Annotated in this window: 19 protein-coding genes and 1 rRNA gene; 8 read left to right on the top strand and 12 right to left on the bottom strand. The window is 68.2% G+C overall.

The genetic code is table 11. From position 1 onward, the window contains the following. Positions 1-247: 247 nt before the first annotated feature. Positions 248-1,733 (bottom strand): 16S ribosomal RNA (locus CyaNS01_RS04125). Between the two features lie 1,557 nt (positions 1,734-3,290). Between CyaNS01_RS04125 and CyaNS01_RS04120 the strand changes: the two genes are divergently transcribed. Then, entirely contained in the window at positions 3,291-3,500 is a 210-nt protein-coding gene (locus CyaNS01_RS04120; RefSeq protein ID WP_186699100.1) for a hypothetical protein, read from the top strand. A 54-nt stretch (positions 3,501-3,554) separates the two neighbouring features. Continuing rightward, positions 3,555-5,039 (top strand): cysteine--tRNA ligase, encoded by a 1,485-nt coding sequence (cysS, locus tag CyaNS01_RS04115; protein WP_186699098.1) that lies wholly within the window; start codon positions 3,555-3,557, stop codon positions 5,037-5,039. Positions 5,040-5,064: 25 nt separating this feature from the next. On the opposite strand, the gene CyaNS01_RS04110 is transcribed toward cysS, so the two are convergent. The 3 genes from CyaNS01_RS04110 to CyaNS01_RS04100 are packed head-to-tail and all read right to left on the bottom strand — an operon-like array spanning position 5,065 to position 7,673. Further along, positions 5,065-5,304: a hypothetical protein gene (locus tag CyaNS01_RS04110; protein ID WP_186699096.1), complete on the bottom strand. Its 240-nt coding sequence runs from the start codon at positions 5,302-5,304 to the stop codon at positions 5,065-5,067. A gap of 46 nt (positions 5,305-5,350) precedes the next feature. Beyond that, positions 5,351-6,709: a sodium-dependent transporter gene (locus CyaNS01_RS04105; RefSeq protein ID WP_186699094.1), complete on the bottom strand. Its 1,359-nt coding sequence runs from the start codon at positions 6,707-6,709 to the stop codon at positions 5,351-5,353. Positions 6,710-6,749: 40 nt separating this feature from the next. After that, positions 6,750-7,673 (bottom strand): DUF368 domain-containing protein, encoded by a 924-nt coding sequence (locus tag CyaNS01_RS04100; protein ID WP_225875791.1) that lies wholly within the window; start codon positions 7,671-7,673, stop codon positions 6,750-6,752. Between the two features lie 50 nt (positions 7,674-7,723). On the opposite strand from CyaNS01_RS04100, the gene CyaNS01_RS04095 reads away from it, so the two are divergent. Together CyaNS01_RS04095 and CyaNS01_RS04090 are read left to right on the top strand one after the other, a co-directional pair. Further along, a complete protein-coding gene (locus CyaNS01_RS04095; RefSeq protein WP_186699092.1) occupies positions 7,724-8,974 on the top strand; it encodes a 1-deoxy-D-xylulose-5-phosphate reductoisomerase in 1,251 nt (416 codons plus the stop codon). 14 nt (positions 8,975-8,988) lie between these two features. Further along, positions 8,989-9,357, top strand: a complete 369-nt coding sequence (locus CyaNS01_RS04090; RefSeq protein WP_225875790.1) for a ferredoxin — start codon at positions 8,989-8,991, stop codon at positions 9,355-9,357. On the opposite strand, the gene CyaNS01_RS04085 is transcribed toward CyaNS01_RS04090, so the two are convergent. From CyaNS01_RS04085 to CyaNS01_RS04065, 5 genes are all read right to left on the bottom strand, one after another. Further along, entirely contained in the window at positions 9,323-10,375 is a 1,053-nt protein-coding gene (locus CyaNS01_RS04085; protein WP_186699089.1) for an alpha/beta fold hydrolase, read from the bottom strand. The two genes, CyaNS01_RS04090 and CyaNS01_RS04085, sit on opposite strands and share 35 nt — an antisense overlap. 49 nt (positions 10,376-10,424) lie before the next feature. Next, complete coding sequence (locus CyaNS01_RS04080; protein ID WP_186699087.1) at positions 10,425-11,852, bottom strand: NAD(P)(+) transhydrogenase (Re/Si-specific) subunit beta; 1,428 nt, start codon at positions 11,850-11,852, stop codon at positions 10,425-10,427. A gap of 31 nt (positions 11,853-11,883) precedes the next feature. After that, positions 11,884-12,171 carry an NAD(P) transhydrogenase subunit alpha gene (locus CyaNS01_RS04075; RefSeq protein ID WP_186699085.1) on the bottom strand — a complete coding sequence of 96 codons (288 nt, stop codon included), beginning with the start codon at positions 12,169-12,171 and terminating at the stop codon, positions 11,884-11,886. Beyond that, complete coding sequence (locus CyaNS01_RS04070; RefSeq protein ID WP_186699083.1) at positions 12,171-13,358, bottom strand: NAD(P) transhydrogenase subunit alpha; 1,188 nt, start codon at positions 13,356-13,358, stop codon at positions 12,171-12,173. Before CyaNS01_RS04070 ends, CyaNS01_RS04075 begins: the two co-directional genes overlap by 1 nt. 122 nt (positions 13,359-13,480) lie before the next feature. Then, on the bottom strand, positions 13,481-13,660 hold the full coding sequence (locus tag CyaNS01_RS04065) for a hypothetical protein (protein ID WP_186700903.1): 180 nt from the start codon (positions 13,658-13,660) through the stop codon (positions 13,481-13,483). 140 nt (positions 13,661-13,800) lie between these two features. Here CyaNS01_RS04065 and CyaNS01_RS04060 point away from each other — a divergent pair, with 140 nt between their 5' ends. The 3 genes from CyaNS01_RS04060 (at position 13,801) to trxB (ending at position 17,170) form a co-directional block, all read left to right on the top strand. Then, on the top strand, positions 13,801-15,309 hold the full coding sequence (locus CyaNS01_RS04060) for a DEAD/DEAH box helicase (RefSeq protein ID WP_186699081.1): 1,509 nt from the start codon (positions 13,801-13,803) through the stop codon (positions 15,307-15,309). A 167-nt stretch (positions 15,310-15,476) separates the two neighbouring features. Then, complete coding sequence (locus tag CyaNS01_RS04055) at positions 15,477-15,713, top strand: hypothetical protein (protein WP_186699080.1); 237 nt, start codon at positions 15,477-15,479, stop codon at positions 15,711-15,713. 56 nt (positions 15,714-15,769) lie between these two features. Beyond that, complete coding sequence (gene trxB, locus CyaNS01_RS04050; RefSeq protein WP_225875789.1) at positions 15,770-17,170, top strand: thioredoxin-disulfide reductase; 1,401 nt, start codon at positions 15,770-15,772, stop codon at positions 17,168-17,170. A gap of 26 nt (positions 17,171-17,196) precedes the next feature. Here trxB and infA read toward each other — a convergent pair whose 3' ends face one another. Continuing rightward, positions 17,197-17,466, bottom strand: a complete 270-nt coding sequence (infA, locus tag CyaNS01_RS04045; RefSeq protein WP_186699078.1) for a translation initiation factor IF-1 — start codon at positions 17,464-17,466, stop codon at positions 17,197-17,199. A gap of 217 nt (positions 17,467-17,683) precedes the next feature. Between infA and CyaNS01_RS04040 the strand changes: the two genes are divergently transcribed. Further along, entirely contained in the window at positions 17,684-18,346 is a 663-nt protein-coding gene (locus CyaNS01_RS04040; protein ID WP_186700216.1) for a pseudouridine synthase, read from the top strand. Positions 18,347-18,388: 42 nt separating this feature from the next. On the opposite strand, the gene CyaNS01_RS04035 is transcribed toward CyaNS01_RS04040, so the two are convergent. Then, positions 18,389-18,604 carry a hypothetical protein gene (locus CyaNS01_RS04035; protein ID WP_186699076.1) on the bottom strand — a complete coding sequence of 72 codons (216 nt, stop codon included), beginning with the start codon at positions 18,602-18,604 and terminating at the stop codon, positions 18,389-18,391. A gap of 59 nt (positions 18,605-18,663) precedes the next feature. Further along, entirely contained in the window at positions 18,664-19,626 is a 963-nt protein-coding gene (locus CyaNS01_RS04030) for an NAD(P)H-binding protein (RefSeq protein WP_186699074.1), read from the bottom strand. Between the last annotated feature and the right edge of the window lie 62 nt (positions 19,627-19,688).

Below are 19,688 nucleotides of genomic sequence, written 5' to 3'. Positions count from 1 at the left end.
ACGCTCTCCCACACCACAACACTTCCACCAAGGCATCACCTGATCTCAACTCACCTTGCGGTGTGCTGATCCCTGATGACAACCTGGCTTGCATGCCGGATCTGTTCTGCGCTTGCCTCCTTGAGGTACCGATCGACCTTCGAGATGACAGGATCATGGCCTGAGACAAAAGTTGCTTCCTACCAACAGCCACAAAGACTGGATGGTTCTCAGCGCTCAGACATCATAATCAGTTATTGTCTCCCTGTTAGGAGGTGATCCAGCCGCACCTTCCGGTACGGCTACCTTGTTACGACTTCACCCCAGTCATCAGCCCCACCTTCGGCGTCCTCCTCCACAAGGGTTGGAGTAACGACTTCGGGCATGGCCAACTTCCATGGTGTGACGGGCGGTGTGTACAAGGCCCGGGAACGTATTCACCGCAGTATGCTGACCTGCGATTACTAGCGATTCCTCCTTCACGTAGGCGAGTTGCAGCCTACGATCTGAACTGAGCCACGGTTTATGGGATTTGCTAGCTCTCGCGAGTTTGCTGCCCTCTGTCCGTAGCATTGTAGTACGTGTGTAGCCCAGGATGTAAGGGGCATGATGACTTGACGTCATCCACACCTTCCTCCGGTTTATCACCGGCGGTCTCTCTAGAGTGCCCAACTCAATGCTGGCAACTAAAGACGTGGGTTGCGCTCGTTGCGGGACTTAACCCAACATCTCACGACACGAGCTGACGACAGCCATGCACCACCTGTCTCTGCGCTCCCGAAGGCACTCTTCTGTTTCCAAAAGATTCGCAGGATGTCAAACCCTGGTAAGGTTCTTCGCGTTGCATCGAATTAAACCACATACTCCACCGCTTGTGCGGGCCCCCGTCAATTCCTTTGAGTTTCACACTTGCGTGCGTACTCCCCAGGCGGAACACTTAACGCGTTGGCTACGACACCGAGGGGGTCGATTCCCCCGACACCTAGTGTTCATCGTTTACGGCCAGGACTACAGGGGTATCTAATCCCTTTCGCTCCCCTGGCTTTCGTCCATGAGCGTCAGTTATGGCCCAGCAGAGCGCCTTCGCCACTGGTGTTCTTCCCGATATCTACGCATTTCACCGCTACACCGGGAATTCCCTCTGCCCCTACCACACTCTAGTCTTCTAGTTTCCATTGCTGAAATGGAGTTGAGCTCCACGCTTTAACAACAGACTTTCAAGACCGCCTGCGGACGCTTTACGCCCAATAATTCCGGATAACGCTTGCCACTCCCGTATTACCGCGGCTGCTGGCACGGAATTAGCCGTGGCTTATTCCTCAAGTACCGTCAGTTCTTCTTCCTTGAGAAAAGAGGTTTACAGCCCAGAGGCCTTCATCCCTCACGCGGCGTTGCTCCGTCAGGCTTGCGCCCATTGCGGAAAATTCCCCACTGCTGCCTCCCGTAGGAGTCTGGGCCGTGTCTCAGTCCCAGTGTGGCTGATCATCCTCTCAGACCAGCTACTGATCGATGCCTTGGTAGGCTCTTACCCCACCAACTAGCTAATCAGACGCGAGCTCATCCTCAGGCGATTTCTCATTTCACCTCGCGGCATATGGGGTATTAGCGGCCGTTTCCAGCCGTTATCCCCCTCCTGAGGGCAGATTCTCACGCGTTACTCACCCGTCCGCCACTAGCCCGAAGGCTCGTTCGACTTGCATGTGTTAAGCACGCCGCCAGCGTTCATCCTGAGCCAGGATCAAACTCTCCGTTGTAGACCGGTCCTCTAAAACAAACAAGATCTCTCCTGCTCATCATCAACTCGGCTTGCTCACTCCTAAAATCAACTACCAATGCCTTCCTTCATGCCGAAGCATGCAGTCAGCCACAAGCCATCGTCTTAAGCGCTCGCCCCATTCGGTAAAATGGTTTCAAAGAGTGCACTTGATTGCCATCAACTCTCGTTCATAACAACCTGGTGACTTTCCCAGATCTCAGATCCGGTTCGCTTCCAGTATCAAACTGCTTTTCAACAACATGGTCACTCGTGAGAAGCAATCACATCATCAACAGCTCAATACCAGTTGCTATTGTTCTTTTGACGGGACCTCACACCTTCACTGCTCTTTCGTCAATACTCCTTAACCATCCCCGCTCAACCTCGCCCTTTCACAGGCTCAGCTCAGCAAGCACACACTCAAGAAGCACTGACGCAGTGAAAGCGTCAGTTCCTAAACGTTTCGGTTGTCCAGGTTCTGCTACCTCCACTCCCGTTTCCAGAAGCTCTCGGTGGCTGTCGCCTCGCAGCGACCACAGAAACCTACAGCACCGAAGGGCCGCTCTCGCAGGCGCTCTTCCATCTCTGTAAGCCTGCTCCTCTCTGGTTCCAGCCTCGCGGCCTTCCCCCTCGGAGCAGTTCCAAACCATAGCACCTGCTCAGCCCTCCTCTGCCGGTGCTTCAAAGGGCCCTGTCGCCATGCGGCTGAGCGGCTGGAGACGCGCGCGCAGGACGGGGGCCTCTCCTGGGATCAGAGCCAAGGCTGGACAGCCGCGCTCGCTGGTGCCTGAAGCGTTCTGAATCAGACAACATCTGAACCCACCAGAAGGGCACCAGCTGCCTGGGCTAGGACCGCTTGTGCCACTGCGGTGCCGCTGCGGAGAGAAGCTTGCTTCAGCGGCCATGGGTCCAGCCAGAGTTCCGTGACGGCCAAGGCGATGGCCCTCGTTGTCAGAACCCGTGCAAGGGCCTGAAAATGGATCTGGGCCAGAGCATGGGCCACCTCCAGGGCTGGGGCCCCAGGGGCTTGAGGGGCGTGCAAGGACAGCTTTAGAGCTGGTTTGGCACATCATGGCTGTCAGACAGTCAGCCCAGAGCCGCTACAACTTTGGGGAAATTCGGTGATTCGCTGATCCCCCACGTCGACCCTGATGTGGGTGTTGGGACCTTCAGCTCAATGGGGAGCAACGCATCGGCACTGTCTGGCAGCAGGCTTCATCTGGTTGGATGCATGGGGGTCCAACACTTGATCCTCTTGAAAGCCAGCTCTGGTCACTTGACACGCTCTTCAGCACGGCGCACGCATTCACAGCATCCGACCCTGAATCCACCTTCAATGAGTGAGTCCACTGTCGTGGTGGAGCGCTGATGGGATCCACAGGGCGACCATGTTGGTGTACCTGCAACATCTGCCGGCAGGAAAATCGCGCTGCGAAGGATCTCAACCTATATTTGGGGTTCGATCGATACTCCTTGTCTGCCAAACTTCAGTGCACGCGAACCACCCGACGGCGGCCGACGGCCTGGCCTCTCCCGGAGTGACCGTTCTCCAGCGGTGCGCCCGAAGCGCAAAGGCCTGGCCCTGGCCCGCGGCGTGGGCATTGGTGCGCTGCTGATCGCCCTGGTGGTGGGCATTCAGCTGGGGCGCATCCCCTGGCGCTACCGCCGCCAGATCCTGCTGGCCCAGGGGTTTCTGGTGGGGGCACTGGTGGGCTACGTGGTGGGCCGGGTGAGCGGCTCCGGCCCATCAGAGCCCGAGAGGTGATCGGGGCAGCCGCAGGCCTGTGCCACGATCCCAACCCAGCGCCCCATCTCCTCTGTGACCCTGCGGCTCACCAACACGCTCACCCGTCGCGTTGAGGCGTTCGAGCCTCTGGAGCCGGGCAAGGTGAGCATCTACTGCTGCGGCGTCACGGTGTATGACCTCTGCCACCTCGGCCACGCCCGCAGCTACATCGCCTGGGATGTGCTGCGCCGTTACCTGATCTGGAGCGGCTATGCGGTGACCTTCGTGCAGAACTACACCGACATCGACGACAAGATCCTCGGCCGCGCCGCCGCCGAGGGCAGCTCGATGGAGGTGGTGAGCGAGCGCAACATCGAGGCCTTCCGCACTGACATGGCCCGGCTCAACATCCTGCCCCCGGATCGGATGCCCCGGGCCACGGGCAGTCTCGGGGCGATCCGCCGCATGATCACGGAGCTGGAAGCCAAGGGCGCGGCCTATTCCGCCGACGGCGATGTGTATTTCGCCGTGATGGGCCATGGCGGCTACGGCAAGCTCTCCGGCCGCGACCTGGGCGAGCAGCAGGACAATGCCGCCGGCCGGGTGGCGACGGCGGAAGAGGCCCGCAAGCGGCACCCCTTTGATTTCGCCCTCTGGAAGGGCGCCAAGCCGGGCGAACCGAGTTATCCCTCCCCCTGGGGCGAGGGGCGGCCGGGCTGGCACATCGAGTGCTCCGCCATGGTGCGCGAGGAGCTGGGCGACACGATCGACATCCACCTGGGCGGCGCCGATCTGATCTTTCCCCACCACGAGAACGAGATCGCCCAGTCGGAGGCCACCACCGGCAAGCCCCTGGCGCGCCTCTGGCTGCATAACGGCATGGTGAATGTGGGCGGCGAGAAGATGTCCAAGTCGCTGGGCAACTTCACCACCATCCGCGCCCTGCTGGATTCGGGGGTGAGCCCGATGACCCTGCGGCTGTTCACCCTGCAGGCCCACTACCGCAAGCCCCTCGATTTCAGCAGCGAGGCCCTGGAGGCCGCCGCCGCCGGCTGGAAGGGACTCAATGCCGCCCTGGGCCTCGGCCAGCCCAGCGCCGACAGCGCCATCACCCCTGTGCCCAGCGCCGGCGATTCCGGCGCCCTGGAGCCAGAGCTGGCGGCGCTGCGTGAGCGCTTCATCGAGGCCATGGACGACGACCTCAACACCTCAGCCGCCCTGGCCACGCTGTTTGAGCTGGGCCGCCCCCTGCGCAGCCTGGCCAACCGGCTGGAGCGCGGCGACGACAGCGCCGCCGAGGCCGTTGCCAGCCCCGCCATGGCCGCCCGGCTGGGCCTGCTGCAGGAGCTGGCGGCCGTGCTGGGGCTGAAGCCAGAGGCCCCGGCCCCGCCGCAGAACCCCGCCGGCACCGCGGCAGCCCCCGAAGAAGCGGAGATCCTGGAGCGCATCGAAAGCCGCCGCGCCGCCAAGGCGGCCCGCGACTACGCCAGCGCCGACCGCATCCGCGCCGAACTGCAGGCTGAGGGCATCGAGCTGATCGACCGCCCTGGCGGCCACACCGAGTGGCTGCGCCGCTGAGCCGGCTGCCCGCAGCCCGCGCCGCTCACTCCGGCGGCGCCTGATCAGCCATCAGCCGCTCAATGCGGCGGATCCGCACCAGGGTGGTCTGCCACACCTCCAGCTCAAAGGAGCGACCGGCATCGCCGGCCTGCACCGCCTCGCGGCAGCTGACCACCATCGCCTCAATGTCCTGGCGGGCCTCAAAGGCATCCCAGAGCTTGCGCTCCAGCCGGGCCCGCTCGATGAAGTTCCAGCGCTGCAGCCAGCCCGGCCTTGCCGTCATCGTTCCGCCATCCACTGGCGCCAGTCAAACCCCTGGCCGGCGGGGCTCAGCCGCTCCAGCTGCGGGCCAGGTCGAGCACCGACACCACCAGGCCCACCGTGATGGCGGGCGGCGACAGCCAGCGCAGGGCCCAGAGCAAGGGCCGCACCAGGGCATCAGAGCTGCCGGACTGACGCAGATCCTGCAGGAAGCGCGCCGGGGCACCCCAGCCCAGCAGCAGCGCCAGCCCCAGGCCGCCACTGATCAGCACCACCCCGCCGAACACCGCATCCATGCGCTCCAGCACGCCCACATCCAGGGCCGAGGGCAGCCCCAGCACGGCGATCAGCAGCACCAGCAGCCAGGTGGTGCGGCGGCGGCTCCAGCCCAGGCGGTCCATCAGGGAGCTGGTGGGCACCTCCAGCAGCGACACGGCGGAGGTGATCGCGGCGATGTAGGCCAGGGCGAAGAACACCACGGCCACGAGCCGGCCGCTCAGGCCCAGGGAGGCCAGACCGGTGGGCAGGGCGATGAACAGGGTGCCCACGGTGCTGCCGCTCACCACGTCGCCCAGGCCGAAACTCGCCACCACCGGGAAGGTGACGCAGCCGGCCATCAGCCCGACGGCCGTGTCCATCGCCACCACGCTGGCGGCCTCGCGGGGAATGGGGCTGCGCCGCTCCAGGTAGGCCGCGTAGGCCAGGATCGCGCCGATGCCGGTGCCGATCGAGAAGAAGGCCTGGGTGAAGGCGTTGCGGATCGTGGCCGGGTCGAGCAGTTTGGCGGCATCCCAGCGCAGCAGGAAGGTGCGGTAGCCGGCGGCTGTCTCCGGCAGGGTGCTGGCCCACAGCAGCAGGCCGAGCAGCATCAGGAACAGCAGCGGCATGCCCCAGCGGCTGAGCCGCTCGATGCCGCCACGGATGCCTGCGGCCACCACCACACCCGTGAGGGCCAGGCTGAGCAGGTGGCCGAGCACGGCATCACCGCCACTGCTGATCGACGCGAAGAAGGTCTGCGCCGCCGCCATGTCGCCCGGCAGGCCATCAGCCAGGGCATGCAGCAGGGTGCGGCCCGTCCAGCCCATCAGCACGGCGTAATAGGAGAGGATTCCCGTGGCAGCCGCCATGTAGAGCCAGCCCAGCGGCGCCCAGCGGCGGCCCCCCGCCGTGACCGGCGCCAGCAGCGGCGCATGGCCGGTGCTGCGCCCCAGCACCATCTCGGCCACCAGCACCGGCAGGCACACCAGCAGCACGATCAGCAGGTAGAGCAGCACGAAGGCGGCACCGCCGCCCTGGGAAGCCCGGTAGGCGAAGCCCCAGAGATTGCCCAGGCCCACCGCACTGCCCGAGGCCGCCAGCACGAACCCCAGAGCCGAACCCCAGTGTTCCGGGGGCCTGCCGCGGTCGCCGATGCGGAAACGGGTCATGGCAGCTGTGGAGACCGCCCCAGTGTCCAGCACGCGGCCATCAGGCGCCCATCTCCTGGCCACCGGCGCGGGCCTGCAGCTGCTCCAGCCCCGTCACCAGGGCCACCCCGAGGCCCATCAGCAGCAGAGCCACGGCCAGGGCCCCGCCGCTGGTGGGAGGTGCCAGGGCATCGCGCAGCACCACCACCGCGCCCCTGGCGTTGATGACGCTCTCGAGCACGACACGGAACGGCCAGATCTTCCACAGCGAGCCGGCCATGAAGCCCACCAGCAGGGCCACGGTCTGCCCGTGCCAGCGCTGCAGCAGCCAGCGCAGCAGCCGCACAAACAGCAGCAGGCCGGTGATGCAGCCCAGAGCAAAGGGCACCAGGGTGCCGAACTGCAGCCCCTTCACGGCCTCGAGCACGTGCTGGTACTGGCCCAGCACCAGCAGCAGAAAGGAGCCGGACACCCCCGGCAGGATCATCGCCATGATCGCCACAGCGCCGCTCCAGTAGATGGTGAGGGGGTCGTGGGGCATGGTCACCGGCACCCGGGTGACCAGCAGCAGCGCCCCCAGCACCCCGCTGGCCATGGCGATCAGGCCGGAGACGCCCCAGTGGGCGTGGCGGGCGATCAGCACGATCGAGCCCACGATCAAGCCGAAGAAGAAGGCGAACAGCAGCACCCGGTGGTCGGCATAGAGCCAGGTGATCGGCCGCACCAGCAGCAGTACCGACCCCAGCAGCCCCGAGAGCAGGGGCAGCAGGAAGCCGAGGTGCACCCGCGCGGCCGCCTGCCGCCAGGCGCCACGACCCAGGAGGGCCAGGAAGGTGAGGTCGAAGCCGGCCACGGCCTCCAGCAGGCGGCCGTAGATGCCGAGGATGAAGGCCATGCTTCCCCCCGAAACCCCCGGCACCACATCGGCGGCGCCCATCGCCAGGCCACAGAGCAGCACGTAGGGCAGGGAGGGCGCGCGGGCCATGGGGGAATCAGTGGGACACTTGAAGCGCCGCAACCTTAGGGAGCCCTGCCGTGAAAGCCATCAGCGTGCTGGGGTCCACCGGCTCCATCGGCACCCAGACGCTGCAGCTGGCCTGCGAATTTCCCGACCGCTTCAAGGTGGTGGCCCTCACGGCGGGCAACAACCTCGACCTGCTGCTGGAGCAGATCCTGCGCCATGCCCCCGAGGCAGTGGCCCTGGCCGATGGCGAGCGAGTGGCGGAGCTGCGCCAGCGCCTGGCGGCCCTCGATCCGGCCCACCAGCCAGCACGGCTGCCGGTGCTGCTGGGGGGCCTCGACGGCCTCTGCGCCGTGGCCGCCTGGCCCAGCGCCGACCTGGTGGTGACGGGCATCGTGGGCTGCGCCGGCCTGCTGCCCACCCTGGCGGCGATCCGCGCCGGCAAGGACCTGGCCCTGGCCAACAAGGAAACCCTGATCGCCGCCGGCCCGGTGGTGCTGCCGGAACTGGCGCAATCCGGCAGTCGGCTGCTGCCTGCCGATTCCGAGCACTCCGCCATCTTCCAGTGCCTGCAGGGCACCCCCTGGGCCGACACCGCCCGCCTCTCCACAGGCGTGCCCACCCCTGGTCTGCGTCGCATCCAGCTCACCGCCAGCGGCGGCGCCTTCCGCGACTGGCCCGCCGCCGAGCTGGCCCGGGCCACCGTGGCCGATGCCACCAGCCACCCCAACTGGAGCATGGGCCGCAAGATCACGGTGGATTCGGCCTCGCTGATGAACAAGGGCCTGGAGGTGATCGAGGCCCACTACCTGTTCGGGCTCGACTACGACCACATCGAGATCGTGATTCACCCGCAATCGATCATCCACTCGATGGTGGAGCTGGCCGATTCCTCGGTGCTGGCCCAGCTGGGCTGGCCAGACATGAAGCTGCCGCTCCTCTACTGCCTCAGCTGGCCCGGTCGGCTGGAGACCCCCTGGCGCCGCCTCGACCTCACGCAGGTGGGCCAGCTCAGCTTCCGCGCCCCGGAGCCGGCCAAGTACCCCTGCATGGCCCTGGCCTACGCCGCCGGCCGGGCCGGCGGCACGATGCCGGCGGTGATGAACGCCGCCAACGAGCAGGCCGTGGCCCTGTTCCTCGAGGAGCAGGTGCATTTCCTCGACATTCCGCGCCTGATCGAGCGGGTGTGTGACCGCCACCGGGCCGACCTCACCGCCAGGCCATCCCTGGACGACGTGCTGGCGATCGACGCCTGGGCCCGCCAGGCGGTGCGCGAGGCTGCCGCCCAGCTCAGCGCCCGCGCGCCAGCCGCCCTGCCGGTGTGATCCCTGCCATGCCCGTGGCCCAAGCCCCGATCGCCCACCACCTGCTGCTCTGCGCCACCCCCACCAACGCGCTCTGCTGCCCCGATCCCGCCCTGGGCATCGCCAGCTGGGATGTGCTCAAACGCCTGGTGCGGGAGCTGGGCCTGGAGGATCCGGCCCGCCCCGGCGGCATCGTGCTGCGCACCAAGGCCGACTGCCTGCGCATCTGCAGCGAGGGCCCGATCCTGCTGCTCTGGCCGGAGGGGATTGTGTACGGGGCCGTCACACCCGAGCGGGTGGAGCGGATCGTGCGGGAGCATGTGGTGGGCGGCGTGCCCATCGAGGAATGGATCCTGCGGCGGCAGCCCTTCAGCTCAGCTGCCGCTGCAGCCAGCGCAGGGTGAGCTGATCGGCCCAGGTGGCCGATGGGCCATCACCGCGAGCATGGAAGCCGTTGTGGCCGCCCCCGGCCGTGAGCACCACATCGGCGCAAAGGGCGGCCGGAGCGGCGGCGGCCAGCTGCTGGGTGGCCGTGGCGGGCACCCAGGGATCATCCAGGGCGTGCACCAGCAGGGTGGGCGGCAGGGGAGCGCCCGCCAGCAGCCGCTGCAGCGGGGAGGCGTCGCGGTAGTAGGCCTCCACGCTGGGATAACCCCAGCGGGGCGCCGTGATGGCGGCATCGAAGGCGCGGATGGAGCCGGGGGCCCCGGGGCCCTGCAGCCGCGCCTGCTCGGCGGGGTCGAGGCCGAAGGGGTCGTCCTGGGTGAGGGCGATCAGGCGGCGCAGCAGCCAGCGCTGGTAGAGGCGGTTGCGGGGCCGGCCGATCTGATCGGAGCAGGCGGCCAGATCGAGGGGACTGCTGACGCACACCAGCCCCGCCAGCAGGCCTGGCTCGGCCAGGGCGGCATTGAGCAGCACCGTTCCCCCAAGGGACAGCCCCACGCCGAGCAGCGGCGCCGGCGCCGCCAGGGCGGCGATCTGGTGCAGCACAGGCAGCAGGTCGCGATTGCAGGCGGCGGCATAGGTGCCCGCCGCCAAGGGCCGGCCGGGGCCCGCGCCGCGCAGGTTGAGGCGCAGCACGCCGAAACCGGCCCCGGCCAGGGTCTGGCCCAGGCGGCGCACACCGCGGGCCTCACTGCTGCCTCCGAGGCCATGCAGCAGCACCACCAGGGCTGGAGGTGTCGCCGTGGCAGGAGCCGGTGCAACGCTCAGGCCAACCAGAGCCTGGGGCTGTTGCAACGGAGCGGCTCCAGGCGCACTTGGGATGGGATCCAGGGGAAAGCGAACGGTTGCGGCGCCCTCCTCTGGCAGCCGCAGCGGCCACAGCGTGTCGCGCAGGGTCTGCAGATCCGGCCCCCACCAGGGCCAGCGTGGGCCGGGCCATGGGCTGCCGAGCCAGGGGGGACCCACCTCACGGAGCATCGGGATCAGCAGCCGGACCGGGACATCCTCAAGCCATGGCGCCCCCGGCTCAGGACGCCACCTTCTGCCGCCCCACCCCCAGCTCCCGCAGTTCCGACAGCAGGCCGTTGAGCACCACCTTGGCGTCGCCGAACACCATCGCCGTCTGGGGCAGCTCGAACAGGCCATTGGCAATGCCGGCGTAGCCGGCGCCGAGGCTGCGCTTCACCACGAACACCTGGCGGGCCTGGTCCACCTCCAGCACCGGCATGCCGTAGAGGGGGCTGGCAGGATCGGTCTTGGCGTCGGGGTTCACCACGTCGTTGGCGCCGAGCACGATCGCCACATCCGTGCGAGGGAACTCGGGATTGATGGCGTCCATCTCCTGCAGCTGCTCGTAGGGCACATCGGCCTCGGCCAGCAGCACGTTCATGTGACCGGGCATGCGACCCGCCACGGGATGAATCGCATAGTTCACCTCGGTGCCATTGGCCTCCAGCACCTTGGCCAGCTCCCGCAGGGCGTGCTGGGCCTGGGCCACGGCCAGCCCGTAGCCGGGCACGAACACCACCCGCTCGGCGTTCTCCAGGGCCAGAGCGCACTCCTCGGGGCTGCAGCTGGTAATGCGGGTGTAGCCGGCCTCGCTGCCGCCGCCGCCCACCTTGGCCGCCACCCCCAGGGCGCCGCCGAACAGCACGCTCACCAGGGAGCGATTCATGGCGGTGCACATCACCTGGGTGAGGATCAGACCGGCCGAGCCCACCATGGCGCCGGCCACGATCAGCAGCTGGCTGCCCACCACGAAGCCCGCCGCCGCCGCCGCCACGCCCGAGTAGCTGTTCAGCAGCGAGATCACCACCGGCATGTCGGCGCCGCCGATCGGCAGGGTGAGGCCGATGCCGAGCAGGCAGGAGCTGGCCACCAGCACGGCCAGCAGCGTGGGGCCGCCGAAGCTGCTCAGCAGCACCGCCGACCCCAGCGCCACCGCCGCCAGGGCGACGTTCACCCCGTGGCGCAGGCCGCTCTGGGTCCAGCCCGGCGTGCCCAGCCAGCCCTGCAGCTTGGCCATGGCCACGATCGAGCCACTGAAGGTGATCGACCCCACCACCACCGAGATGGCAATCGACACCTGGGACACCAGGTTGGAAGCATCGGCGCGGAACAGCGCCACCCCCACGGCCACCAGCAGCGAGGAGAGGCCACCGCAGCCATTGAACAGGGCGACCATTTCGGGCATGGCCGTCATCGGCACCCGGCGGGCGGTGATCAGCCCAGCGAGACCACCCACGGCGGCGCCGGCGGCGATGCCCGCCCAGGCGATCGGCGCCGGGCGCAGCTGGATCAGCAACCCAGCCACCGCCAGCCCCATGGCCAGGGCGGCCAGGCCATTGGCGGAGCGGGCCGAGCGCACCTTGGCCAGGCCCTTGAGGCCCAGGGCGAGCAGCAGCACGGCAGCCAGGTCGATCACCACGGGAAACGCGGCGCTCAGGGTGTCCATCAGGTTCGGGCGGTAGGGAAGGGGAGTCGGTTCAACGCGGTTTGCGGGCGAACATCGCCAGCATGCGGTCGGTCACCAGGAAGCCGCCCACCACGTTGAACAGGGCGAAGCCCAGGGAGAGGGAGCCCAGCAACAGCAGCACCGGGGCATCCCCGGCCTGGGCAATCAGGGTGAGCGAGGCCAGCACGGTGATGCCGCTGATGGCGTTGGCGCCGCTCATCAGGGGCGTGTGCAGGGTGGGGGGCACCTTGCCGATCAGTTCCAGCCCCAGCAGGCTGCCGAGCAGCAGCACCCAGAGCGATTCGGAGAGGCTGCCCATCAGGCCACCCCCGCCAGCTGGGGTTCATCGGTGGCCACGCCCACCACATCGGGGCGCCAGCAGCGGCCCCCATGGGTGATCAGGCAGCCCGCCACGATCGGATCCTCCCGATCAAAACCGAAGCTGGCGCCGGGCGGCGGGTTCAGGCTGAGCAGATGCTCCAGCAGGGCCGCCACGTTGCGGGCATAGAGGGCACTGGCGTGGTTGGGCACGCTGCTCGGCAGGGCATCGGCGCCGATCAGCTGCACGCCGTGGCGCAGCACGGTCTGGCCGGGCACGGTGCAGGCGCAGTTGCCGCCCTGGCCCACGGCCAGATCCACCACCACCGCCCCGGGACGCAGCCGCTCCAGCATCGCCTCGCTGATCAGCCGCGGCGCCGGCCGGCCGGGCACCTGGGCCGTGCAGATCACCATGTCGGCCTGGGCGAGCTGCTCTTCGAGCTGCTGGCGCTGGGCAGCCAGGAAGGCCTCGCTGGCCGCCTTCGCATAGCCGCCCGCCTCGCCCGGGGCCTCATCCCGCTCAGGCGGCGCCACAAAGCGCCCTCCCAGAGACTCCACCTGTTCGCGGGCGGCGGCGCGCACATCGCTCACATACACCACCGAACCGAGACGGCGGGCTGTGGCCAGGGCCTGGAGGCCCGCCACGCCGGCACCGAGGATCAGGGTGCGGGCCGGCTGGATCGTGCCGGCGGCCGTCATCAGCATCGGCACGTAGCGATCCAGGGCCGCCGCCGCCAGCAGCACCGCCTTGTAGCCGGCGATGTTGGCCTGGGAGGAGAGCACGTCCATGGTCTGGGCACGGCTGGTGCGGGGCAGCAGCTCCATGGCCAGGGCCGACACCTGACGGCGGTTGAGGGCTCCCACCAGGGCGTCGGCGCCGTAGGGGGCCAGCAGGCCCACCAGCACGGCGCCGGGGCGCAGCTGCTCCAGGCGCTCCTGGGAGGGGGACTGCACGCACAGCACCCCATCGAGGTGCTCCCAGCTGGGAGCGTCAGCCGCCAGGAGTTCGGCGCCGGCCGTGGCATAGGCCTGATCGCCGTAGCCCGAGGCTTCACCGGCCCCGGCCTCCACGGCGATGCTCAGGCCCTTGGCGCTGAGTCGCTGCACGGTTTCGGGAGTGGCGGCCACCCGCGCCTCCCCGGGGCGGACTTCCCGCGGAATCAGGAGCTGGGGGGGAGACTGGGACACCGGCGCTGCACATGGTCCTGTCTGTATTAGGAAGCCAGTTGCAGGAGGCGGCAACGGATTTGGGGTCAATGTGCGGGCATGCCCACCTGGCAGGCTCGGGACACACCAGCGGATCGGCGTCACTACACAATCGGCAGCAATTCCTGCTCGATGCAGCGGGCCAGGGCTTCGGCCTGGTAGCGGTGCAGCAGGCGGGCCCGCAGGATCAGCGGGTCGATGTCGCAATCCAGCAGCCAGCAGAGCTCCAGGTGGCGACGTCGCCACGCCGACGAGGCGATCGGCATCCGGGGTGGGGGAACCATGGCCGCGCTCGACTGCCGCTCACCCGGAAGCTAGCCAGCCTGCAGAACCTGCCCATCAGCGAGAACACTTACCTGTAAGGGCGTTTTGGGATAGGAGCGTTCTGGGCCGTTTCGGGGACAATGCAGGCTCCAGGAGTGCCATGGCCCACCCCTCCTTCACCATGTCTGCGGGGAACGGTTCGGCCGCGGCCTGCCCGATCCGCCCGCGCCAGTGGCAGAGCCAGCTGATCCAGCTGTTGCGTGCCCGCCTGGTGCAGGCAGCCGCTGGCGGCCAGGACGTGCTGATCCACGCCGGCCCCGGCGCCGGCAAGACCCTCGGCGCCCTGCTCAGCTTTGAGCGCCTCCAGGCGGAGGGACGGCTGGATCACCTGCTGGTGTTCTGCCACCGCACCACGATCGCCAGCCAATGGCAGGCGGCCGCCGTGCGTCTGGGGATGCAGCTGCAGCTCTGGAGCCCCGACGACGAGCTGGCGCCCCCCCAGGCCGGAGAAGCCCGGCAGGGCCTGGTGCTCAGCTACCAGGCCGCCGCCCGCTACCGCCAGCGCCTCGAGGCCGCCTGGAGCGACCCCTGGAGCGCCGATGGGCCAGGCGCGATCGGAGGGGGCCGCTGGCTGGCGATCGCCGATGAGGTGCACCACCTCGGCATCGATCCGGAGGAACCCGAGGCGGCAGCCTGGGGCCAGGCCTTCAGCCGACTCACCGCCGGTGCCGCCCTGCGGCTGGGCCTCACCGGCACCCCCTTCCGCGCCGACAACCTGGCCTTCTGCGCCGCCCGCCGCATTCAGGAGCGCCAGGGCGATCAAACGGTGGAGCACATCCGCCCCGATCTGAGCGTGGAGCCCCGGGCCCTGATCGCCGCCGGCGATGTGAGGCCGCTGGAGTTCCGCTTCCAGGACGGCTGGGTGGAACATGGCCGCCCGATCGAGGCCAAACCGCTGCAGCACGGCGACACCGAAACCTCGCCCCTCTCGGCCGAGGCCCGCGAGAGCTGGCGGGCCCGCAACCTGCGGCGGGCCATCCGCCTGGGTGATTCCAGCAGCATCGCCCTGCGGCTGCTGCTGCGCGCCCGCGATCGCCTCGAACGGGTGCGGCGCGAGCACCCCGAGGCGGGCGGGCTGGTGATCGCCCGCGACATCGCCCATGCCGGCCAGCTCAGCGCCCTGCTGCGGGAGCAGGGCGATCGGGTGCATCTGGTGCACTCCCAGGATCCCCAGGCGGCGGAGCGGCTGGCGGCCTTTCAGGCGGGGGAGGCCGACTGGCTGGTGAGCATCGACATGTGTGCCGAGGGCTTCGATGCCCCCCGGCTGCGGGTGGTGGCCTACCTCACCACCGTGGTGACCCGCAGCCGCTTCGTTCAGGCGATCACCCGGGCCGTGCGCATGGAGGCCAGCCGGGCCTCCCTGGAAGCCATTCCGCGCCACCCCTCCTATGTGTTTGCCCCCGCCGATCCCCTGCTGATCAGCTACGCCCGCAGCTGGTCGTTGAGTGAGCCCTATCTGCTGCGGAGCCGCTCCACGCCAGCGGCAGCGGCTGGGGCGGGCCAGACCGCGGGGGGCCAGCTGCCGCTGGAGGCGATTCGCCAAGAGGCGGGCGAGATGCTGCATCTGCGAGGGCCCGAGCTGCCCGGTTTTCTGAAGCGGCCCGCCTGAAAGGCCCAGCCGAGCGACCCTTCACCACAAACCTGTACGGATTTGCGCAAAACACTTGCCAAAATCGGCCAAAGGGGCGAAGCGTTCACGACGTTGTGTCAACCACTACCTCAATTCGGCTCGGCAGCCGCCAACGTGGTGCCACAAACGGAATGTGAGTCGGGATCATGGATGCTCCACTGAACCGCCGACTCACCGTTGCCGTGAGCTGGGCCCTCGCCCGCCGGGCCACCCTCGATGCTCTGGAGCATTACGAAGAGAGTTACGCCCTCACGGAGGAGTTCCGCGAATGGCTGCTGGGCGTGGAAGACCATCCCCAGGTGCTGGAGCTGGGCATGCTGATGGTGCCCAACAACCTGGGCAAGGCCGTGAACCCTGAGATCGACGGCATCCTGGAGCTCTGAGCGCAGCAGGCCGCCCCGTCACCTAGGCTGCAACTCATAGTCATTCCGCCTAAGCCGTGTCCGCCGAGAGCAGCCCCGCCGTCCAGAGCCGACCAGAGATCGAGAACCTGGTGATCGTGGGCTCCGGGCCAGCCGGCTACACAGCCGCCATCTACGCCGCCCGCGCCAACCTGCGGCCCCTGCTGATCACCGGCTTCCAGGACGGCGGCATCCCCGGCGGTCAACTGATGACCACGACCCACGTGGAGAACTACCCCGGCTTTCCCGATGGGATCCTGGGCCCTGACCTGATGGATCGGATGAAGGCCCAGGCTGAGCGCTGGGGCACCGAGCTGGTGCTCGCCGATGCCACCGCCATCGACCTCTCCCAGCGGCCCTACCGGGTGAGTGCCGATGGCGCCACCTACATGGCCCACAGCGTGATCCTGGCCACCGGCGCCAGCGCCAACCGGCTGGGCCTTCCCAGTGAGCAGCAGTTCTGGAGCCGCGGCATCAGCGCCTGCGCCATCTGCGACGGCGCCACCCCCCAGTTCCGCAACGAACCCGTGGCCGTGGTCGGCGGCGGCGACTCCGCCTGTGAGGAGGCCGTGTACCTCACGAAGTACGGCAGCCAGGTGCACCTGATCGTGCGCTCCGGCCAGCTGCGGGCCAGCAAGGCCATGGCCGATCGGGTGCTGGCCAATCCCGCCATCAGCGTGCACTGGCACCGTCAGGTGCTCGATTGCAACGGCGGGGACTGGCTGGAGTCCCTCACCCTGCAGGACACCCAGGCAGACGGCCGCGAGCAGCTGGCCGTCAAAGGCCTCTTCTATGCCATCGGCCACACCCCCAATACACGCCTGGTCAAAGACCAGCTGGAGGTGGACAGCCTCGGCTACCTGGTGACCCGCCCCGGCCGGCCCGAAACCAGCCTTGAAGGCGTGTTCGCCGCCGGCGACGTGGCCGATGCCGAGTGGCGCCAGGGCGTCACCGCCGCCGGCAGCGGCTGCCAGGCGGCCCTCGCCGCCGAGCGCTGGCTCACCCACCACAACCTGGCCACCACGGTGAGCCACACGCCCGTGGATCCGCAGACAGTGGGCGAGCCGCAGCGCACCGCCGTGAGCGATGAGGCCAACTTCGATCCCGCCGCCCTGTGGCAGAAGGGCGGCTACGCCCTGCGCAAGCTCTATCACGACAGCGACAAGCCGCTGCTGGTGGTGTACACCTCCCCCACCTGCGGGCCCTGCCACGTGCTCAAGCCCCAGCTCAAGCGCGTGCTCGACGAGCTGGGCGGCGCCGCCCAGGGGGTGGAGATCGACATCGAGGCCGATCAGGAGATCGCCGTGCAGGCCGGTGTCACCGGCACCCCCACCGTGCAGCTGTTCTTCCGCAAGGAGCTGCAGCAGCAGTTCAAGGGCGTGAAACAGCGCAGCGAATTCAAGGCCGCCATCGAAGGGCTGCTGGCCGTACCGGTCTGAGCCGCTGAGCCTGGGCCGGCCCAGGCTCAGCGGCGCCGGGGGCCGCCGGGGCGGTTGCCGCCTGCCCGGGGGCCAGTGGCTCCGGCGTTGCGCTCCCGGTAAGTGATGCGGCCGCGGGTGAGGTCGTAGGGGCTGATCTCCACCAGCACCTTGTCGCCCGCCAGCAGCTTGATCCGGAACTTGGTGAGCTTGCCTGCCGCCCTGCACAGGCACTGGTGACCAGAGGGCTGCTCCAGGGTCACCAGGTAGAACCCGTTGCCCTGTTCCTTCTCAATCACACCGGAGGTCTCAATCATGCAGCGAAGCAGTCAGGCGAAGCAACAGCTCTCTGTAGCTTAGGCGTCACCGGGCCGACCCCGGCCGGCAAGCGGGGCTCAGGGCCTAGGGTCTGCCTCACCTCTGCACCAGGCCCCACCGCCATGATCCTTCCTCCGCTCAGCCTGGATCTTGGCCTGCTGTTGATTTCGATCGGGGTGGTCAACCTCTGGAACGCCCGCCAGTCCTGATGCCGAGCTGACCACCCTTCTCTTCCATAAGCCCTACGGAGTGCTGAGCCAGTTCAGCCCCGAGCCCGGCAGCCGCTGGCGCTGCCTGGCGGAGTTCATCCCGGTGCCCAGGGTCTACGCCGCCGGCCGTCTCGATGCCGACAGTGAGGGCCTGTTGCTGCTCACCGACAACGGCCAGCTGCAGCGGCGTCTCACTGATCCCAGCTTTGGCCACTGGCGCAGCTACTGGGTTCAGGTGGAGGGCCAGGCCAGAGACCACGCCGCCGCCCTGGAGCAGCTGCGCCGAGGCGTGCTGCTCCAGGGACAGTGCACCAGGCCCGCCCGGGTGCGCTTACTGGCGGACCCCGCCCTGCCAGCGCGCCAGCCGCCGATCCGGCAGCGTGCCCGGATTCCAGTGAGCTGGCTGGAGCTGCAGTTGCAGGAGGGCCGCAACCGCCAGGTGCGGCGCATGACCGCCCTGGTGGGGCTGCCCACCCTGCGCCTGGTGCGGGTGGGCATCGACCTGATGGATGGCCAGGAGCCGCTCAATCTGCGCGATTTGGCCCCCGGCCAGTGGCGCCCGGTGACGGCTGTCGAGCAGGGGCGCCTGAACCGCCTGGGGCGGCCCTCACCCGGTCGGGGCGGCCGGGCCGGCGGCGGAAAATCGGGACGGGCTGGTGGCGGCGGATAAGGGGGTTTGGCCAGCGGCTCAGCAGCCAGAGGCTCAGTGGGCTCAGCCCAGGCAATCCCTGATTTCCCGCACCGTCTGCAGCTGGCCGTAGTAGTAGTTGGCCCGGGCGCGGCGATCGGGATCCTCCAGGCTGTCAAAGGCATCGAAGCCCAGGCTCTGCCAGAGCTCGTGGCCGCAGGTGCTGGTGAGGGCGTCACCGGCCTCGGCCTCGAGGTTGGCCAGGCGGCGCTGCAGGTTCTTGATCTGGGCAACCGACATCGGCGAGACGCTTCAACCGCCCATAGTACAGACGAACCAGCCAGGGTGGTGGCGGGCCCTCAGAACGGCAGCTTCTTCTTGGCGTCCTTGTCGAGGTCGGCCTCCATCTCCCGCAGCCGCTTGAGGATGGTGTCGTAATACTCCTTGAGGTAGCTCTCCAGCCCCGTGGTCTCGCCGGGGTCGAGGCCAAAGGCCGCGTAGCTCTCCTCCATGGGCGCATCGAGCTTCACGCCACCGCCGGTGACGGCATCGAAGGCGAGCCGCTCAGCCACGTTGAGGCTGGCCTCGAAGAAGCTGGTGAGGCCCCGCATCATCGAGAGCAGAGCCGGCGGCACCCGGAACACCCGCGCATCCTTGCCGGTGAACCGTTCACAAAGCTGGGTGATCTCGCCGGTGATCCAGGCCCGCGGACCCACCACCGGGAAGGCCCGGCGCACCGTTTCGGGGCGTTCGAGGGCGGCCACCGCGAAGCGGGCCATGTCCTGGGTGTTCATGTAGGCGATCGGCGTAGGCGATCCGCTCACCCAAACGGTCTGCCCCTCCAGCACGGGGATCGCGAACTGGCTGATCAACCCCTGCATGAACGCCACGCCGCGCAGGATCGTGTAGTCGAAATCAGAGGCCTCCAGCCATTCCTCCGTGCAGGCCTTGATGTCCATCAGCGGCACCTCGCGGTGGCGGGCCGCATCCAGCAGCGACACGAACACGAGCCGTTTGACGCCAGCGCGGGAGCAGGCAGCGAAGAGGTTCTGCTTGCCACCCCAGTCGATGTCGTAGGCGCTGCCGGGATCGGTGGCCCGGGCGGTGGCCGCATCGATCACGGCCTCCTGGCCTTCCAGGGCGTAGTCGAGGCTGTCGGGTTCGAGCAGGTCGCCGCGGGTGAGTTCACAGCCCCACTCCTGCAGGAAGGCAGCCTTGCGCGGCGAGCGCACCACGCAGCGCACCTGGTGGCCGGCATCGAGGGCCCGGCGAGCAACCTGGCGGCCCAAGGTGCCCGTTGCGCCCACCACCAAGACCTGCATGCCGCTCGCTCAATCGGCTGAGAGCCTAGGGGCCGGCTCAGCCCAGCGAGATCGGCGAGACC

The sequence above is a fragment of the Cyanobium sp. NS01 genome, assembly GCF_014280235.1.
Lineage (GTDB): Bacteria > Cyanobacteriota > Cyanobacteriia > PCC-6307 > Cyanobiaceae > NIES-981.
Note: the sequence above shows the minus strand (reverse complement) of the source record. Positions and strands in the feature narration are given on the sequence as shown.

Excerpts from the sequence above, each read along its gene's own strand:
- infA (WP_186699078.1), bottom strand. The coding sequence starts at position 17,466 with ATGATTGAGACCTCCGGTGTGATTGAGAAGGAACAGGGCAACGGGTTC.
- CyaNS01_RS04055 (WP_186699080.1), top strand. The coding sequence starts at position 15,477 with ATGGATGCTCCACTGAACCGCCGACTCACCGTTGCCGTGAGCTGGGCC.
- CyaNS01_RS04110 (WP_186699096.1), bottom strand. The coding sequence starts at position 5,304 with ATGACGGCAAGGCCGGGCTGGCTGCAGCGCTGGAACTTCATCGAGCGG.
- CyaNS01_RS04065 (WP_186700903.1), bottom strand. The coding sequence starts at position 13,660 with ATGGTTCCCCCACCCCGGATGCCGATCGCCTCGTCGGCGTGGCGACGT.
- CyaNS01_RS04035 (WP_186699076.1), bottom strand. The coding sequence starts at position 18,604 with ATGTCGGTTGCCCAGATCAAGAACCTGCAGCGCCGCCTGGCCAACCTC.
- CyaNS01_RS04100 (WP_225875791.1), bottom strand. The coding sequence starts at position 7,673 with ATGGCCCGCGCGCCCTCCCTGCCCTACGTGCTGCTCTGTGGCCTGGCG.
- CyaNS01_RS04080 (WP_186699087.1), bottom strand. The coding sequence starts at position 11,852 with ATGGACACCCTGAGCGCCGCGTTTCCCGTGGTGATCGACCTGGCTGCC.
- CyaNS01_RS04030 (WP_186699074.1), bottom strand. The coding sequence starts at position 19,626 with ATGCAGGTCTTGGTGGTGGGCGCAACGGGCACCTTGGGCCGCCAGGTT.
- CyaNS01_RS04075 (WP_186699085.1), bottom strand. The coding sequence starts at position 12,171 with ATGGGCAGCCTCTCCGAATCGCTCTGGGTGCTGCTGCTCGGCAGCCTG.
- CyaNS01_RS04105 (WP_186699094.1), bottom strand. The coding sequence starts at position 6,709 with ATGACCCGTTTCCGCATCGGCGACCGCGGCAGGCCCCCGGAACACTGG.
- CyaNS01_RS04085 (WP_186699089.1), bottom strand. The coding sequence starts at position 10,375 with ATGCTCCGTGAGGTGGGTCCCCCCTGGCTCGGCAGCCCATGGCCCGGC.
- CyaNS01_RS04060 (WP_186699081.1), top strand. The coding sequence starts at position 13,801 with ATGGCCCACCCCTCCTTCACCATGTCTGCGGGGAACGGTTCGGCCGCG.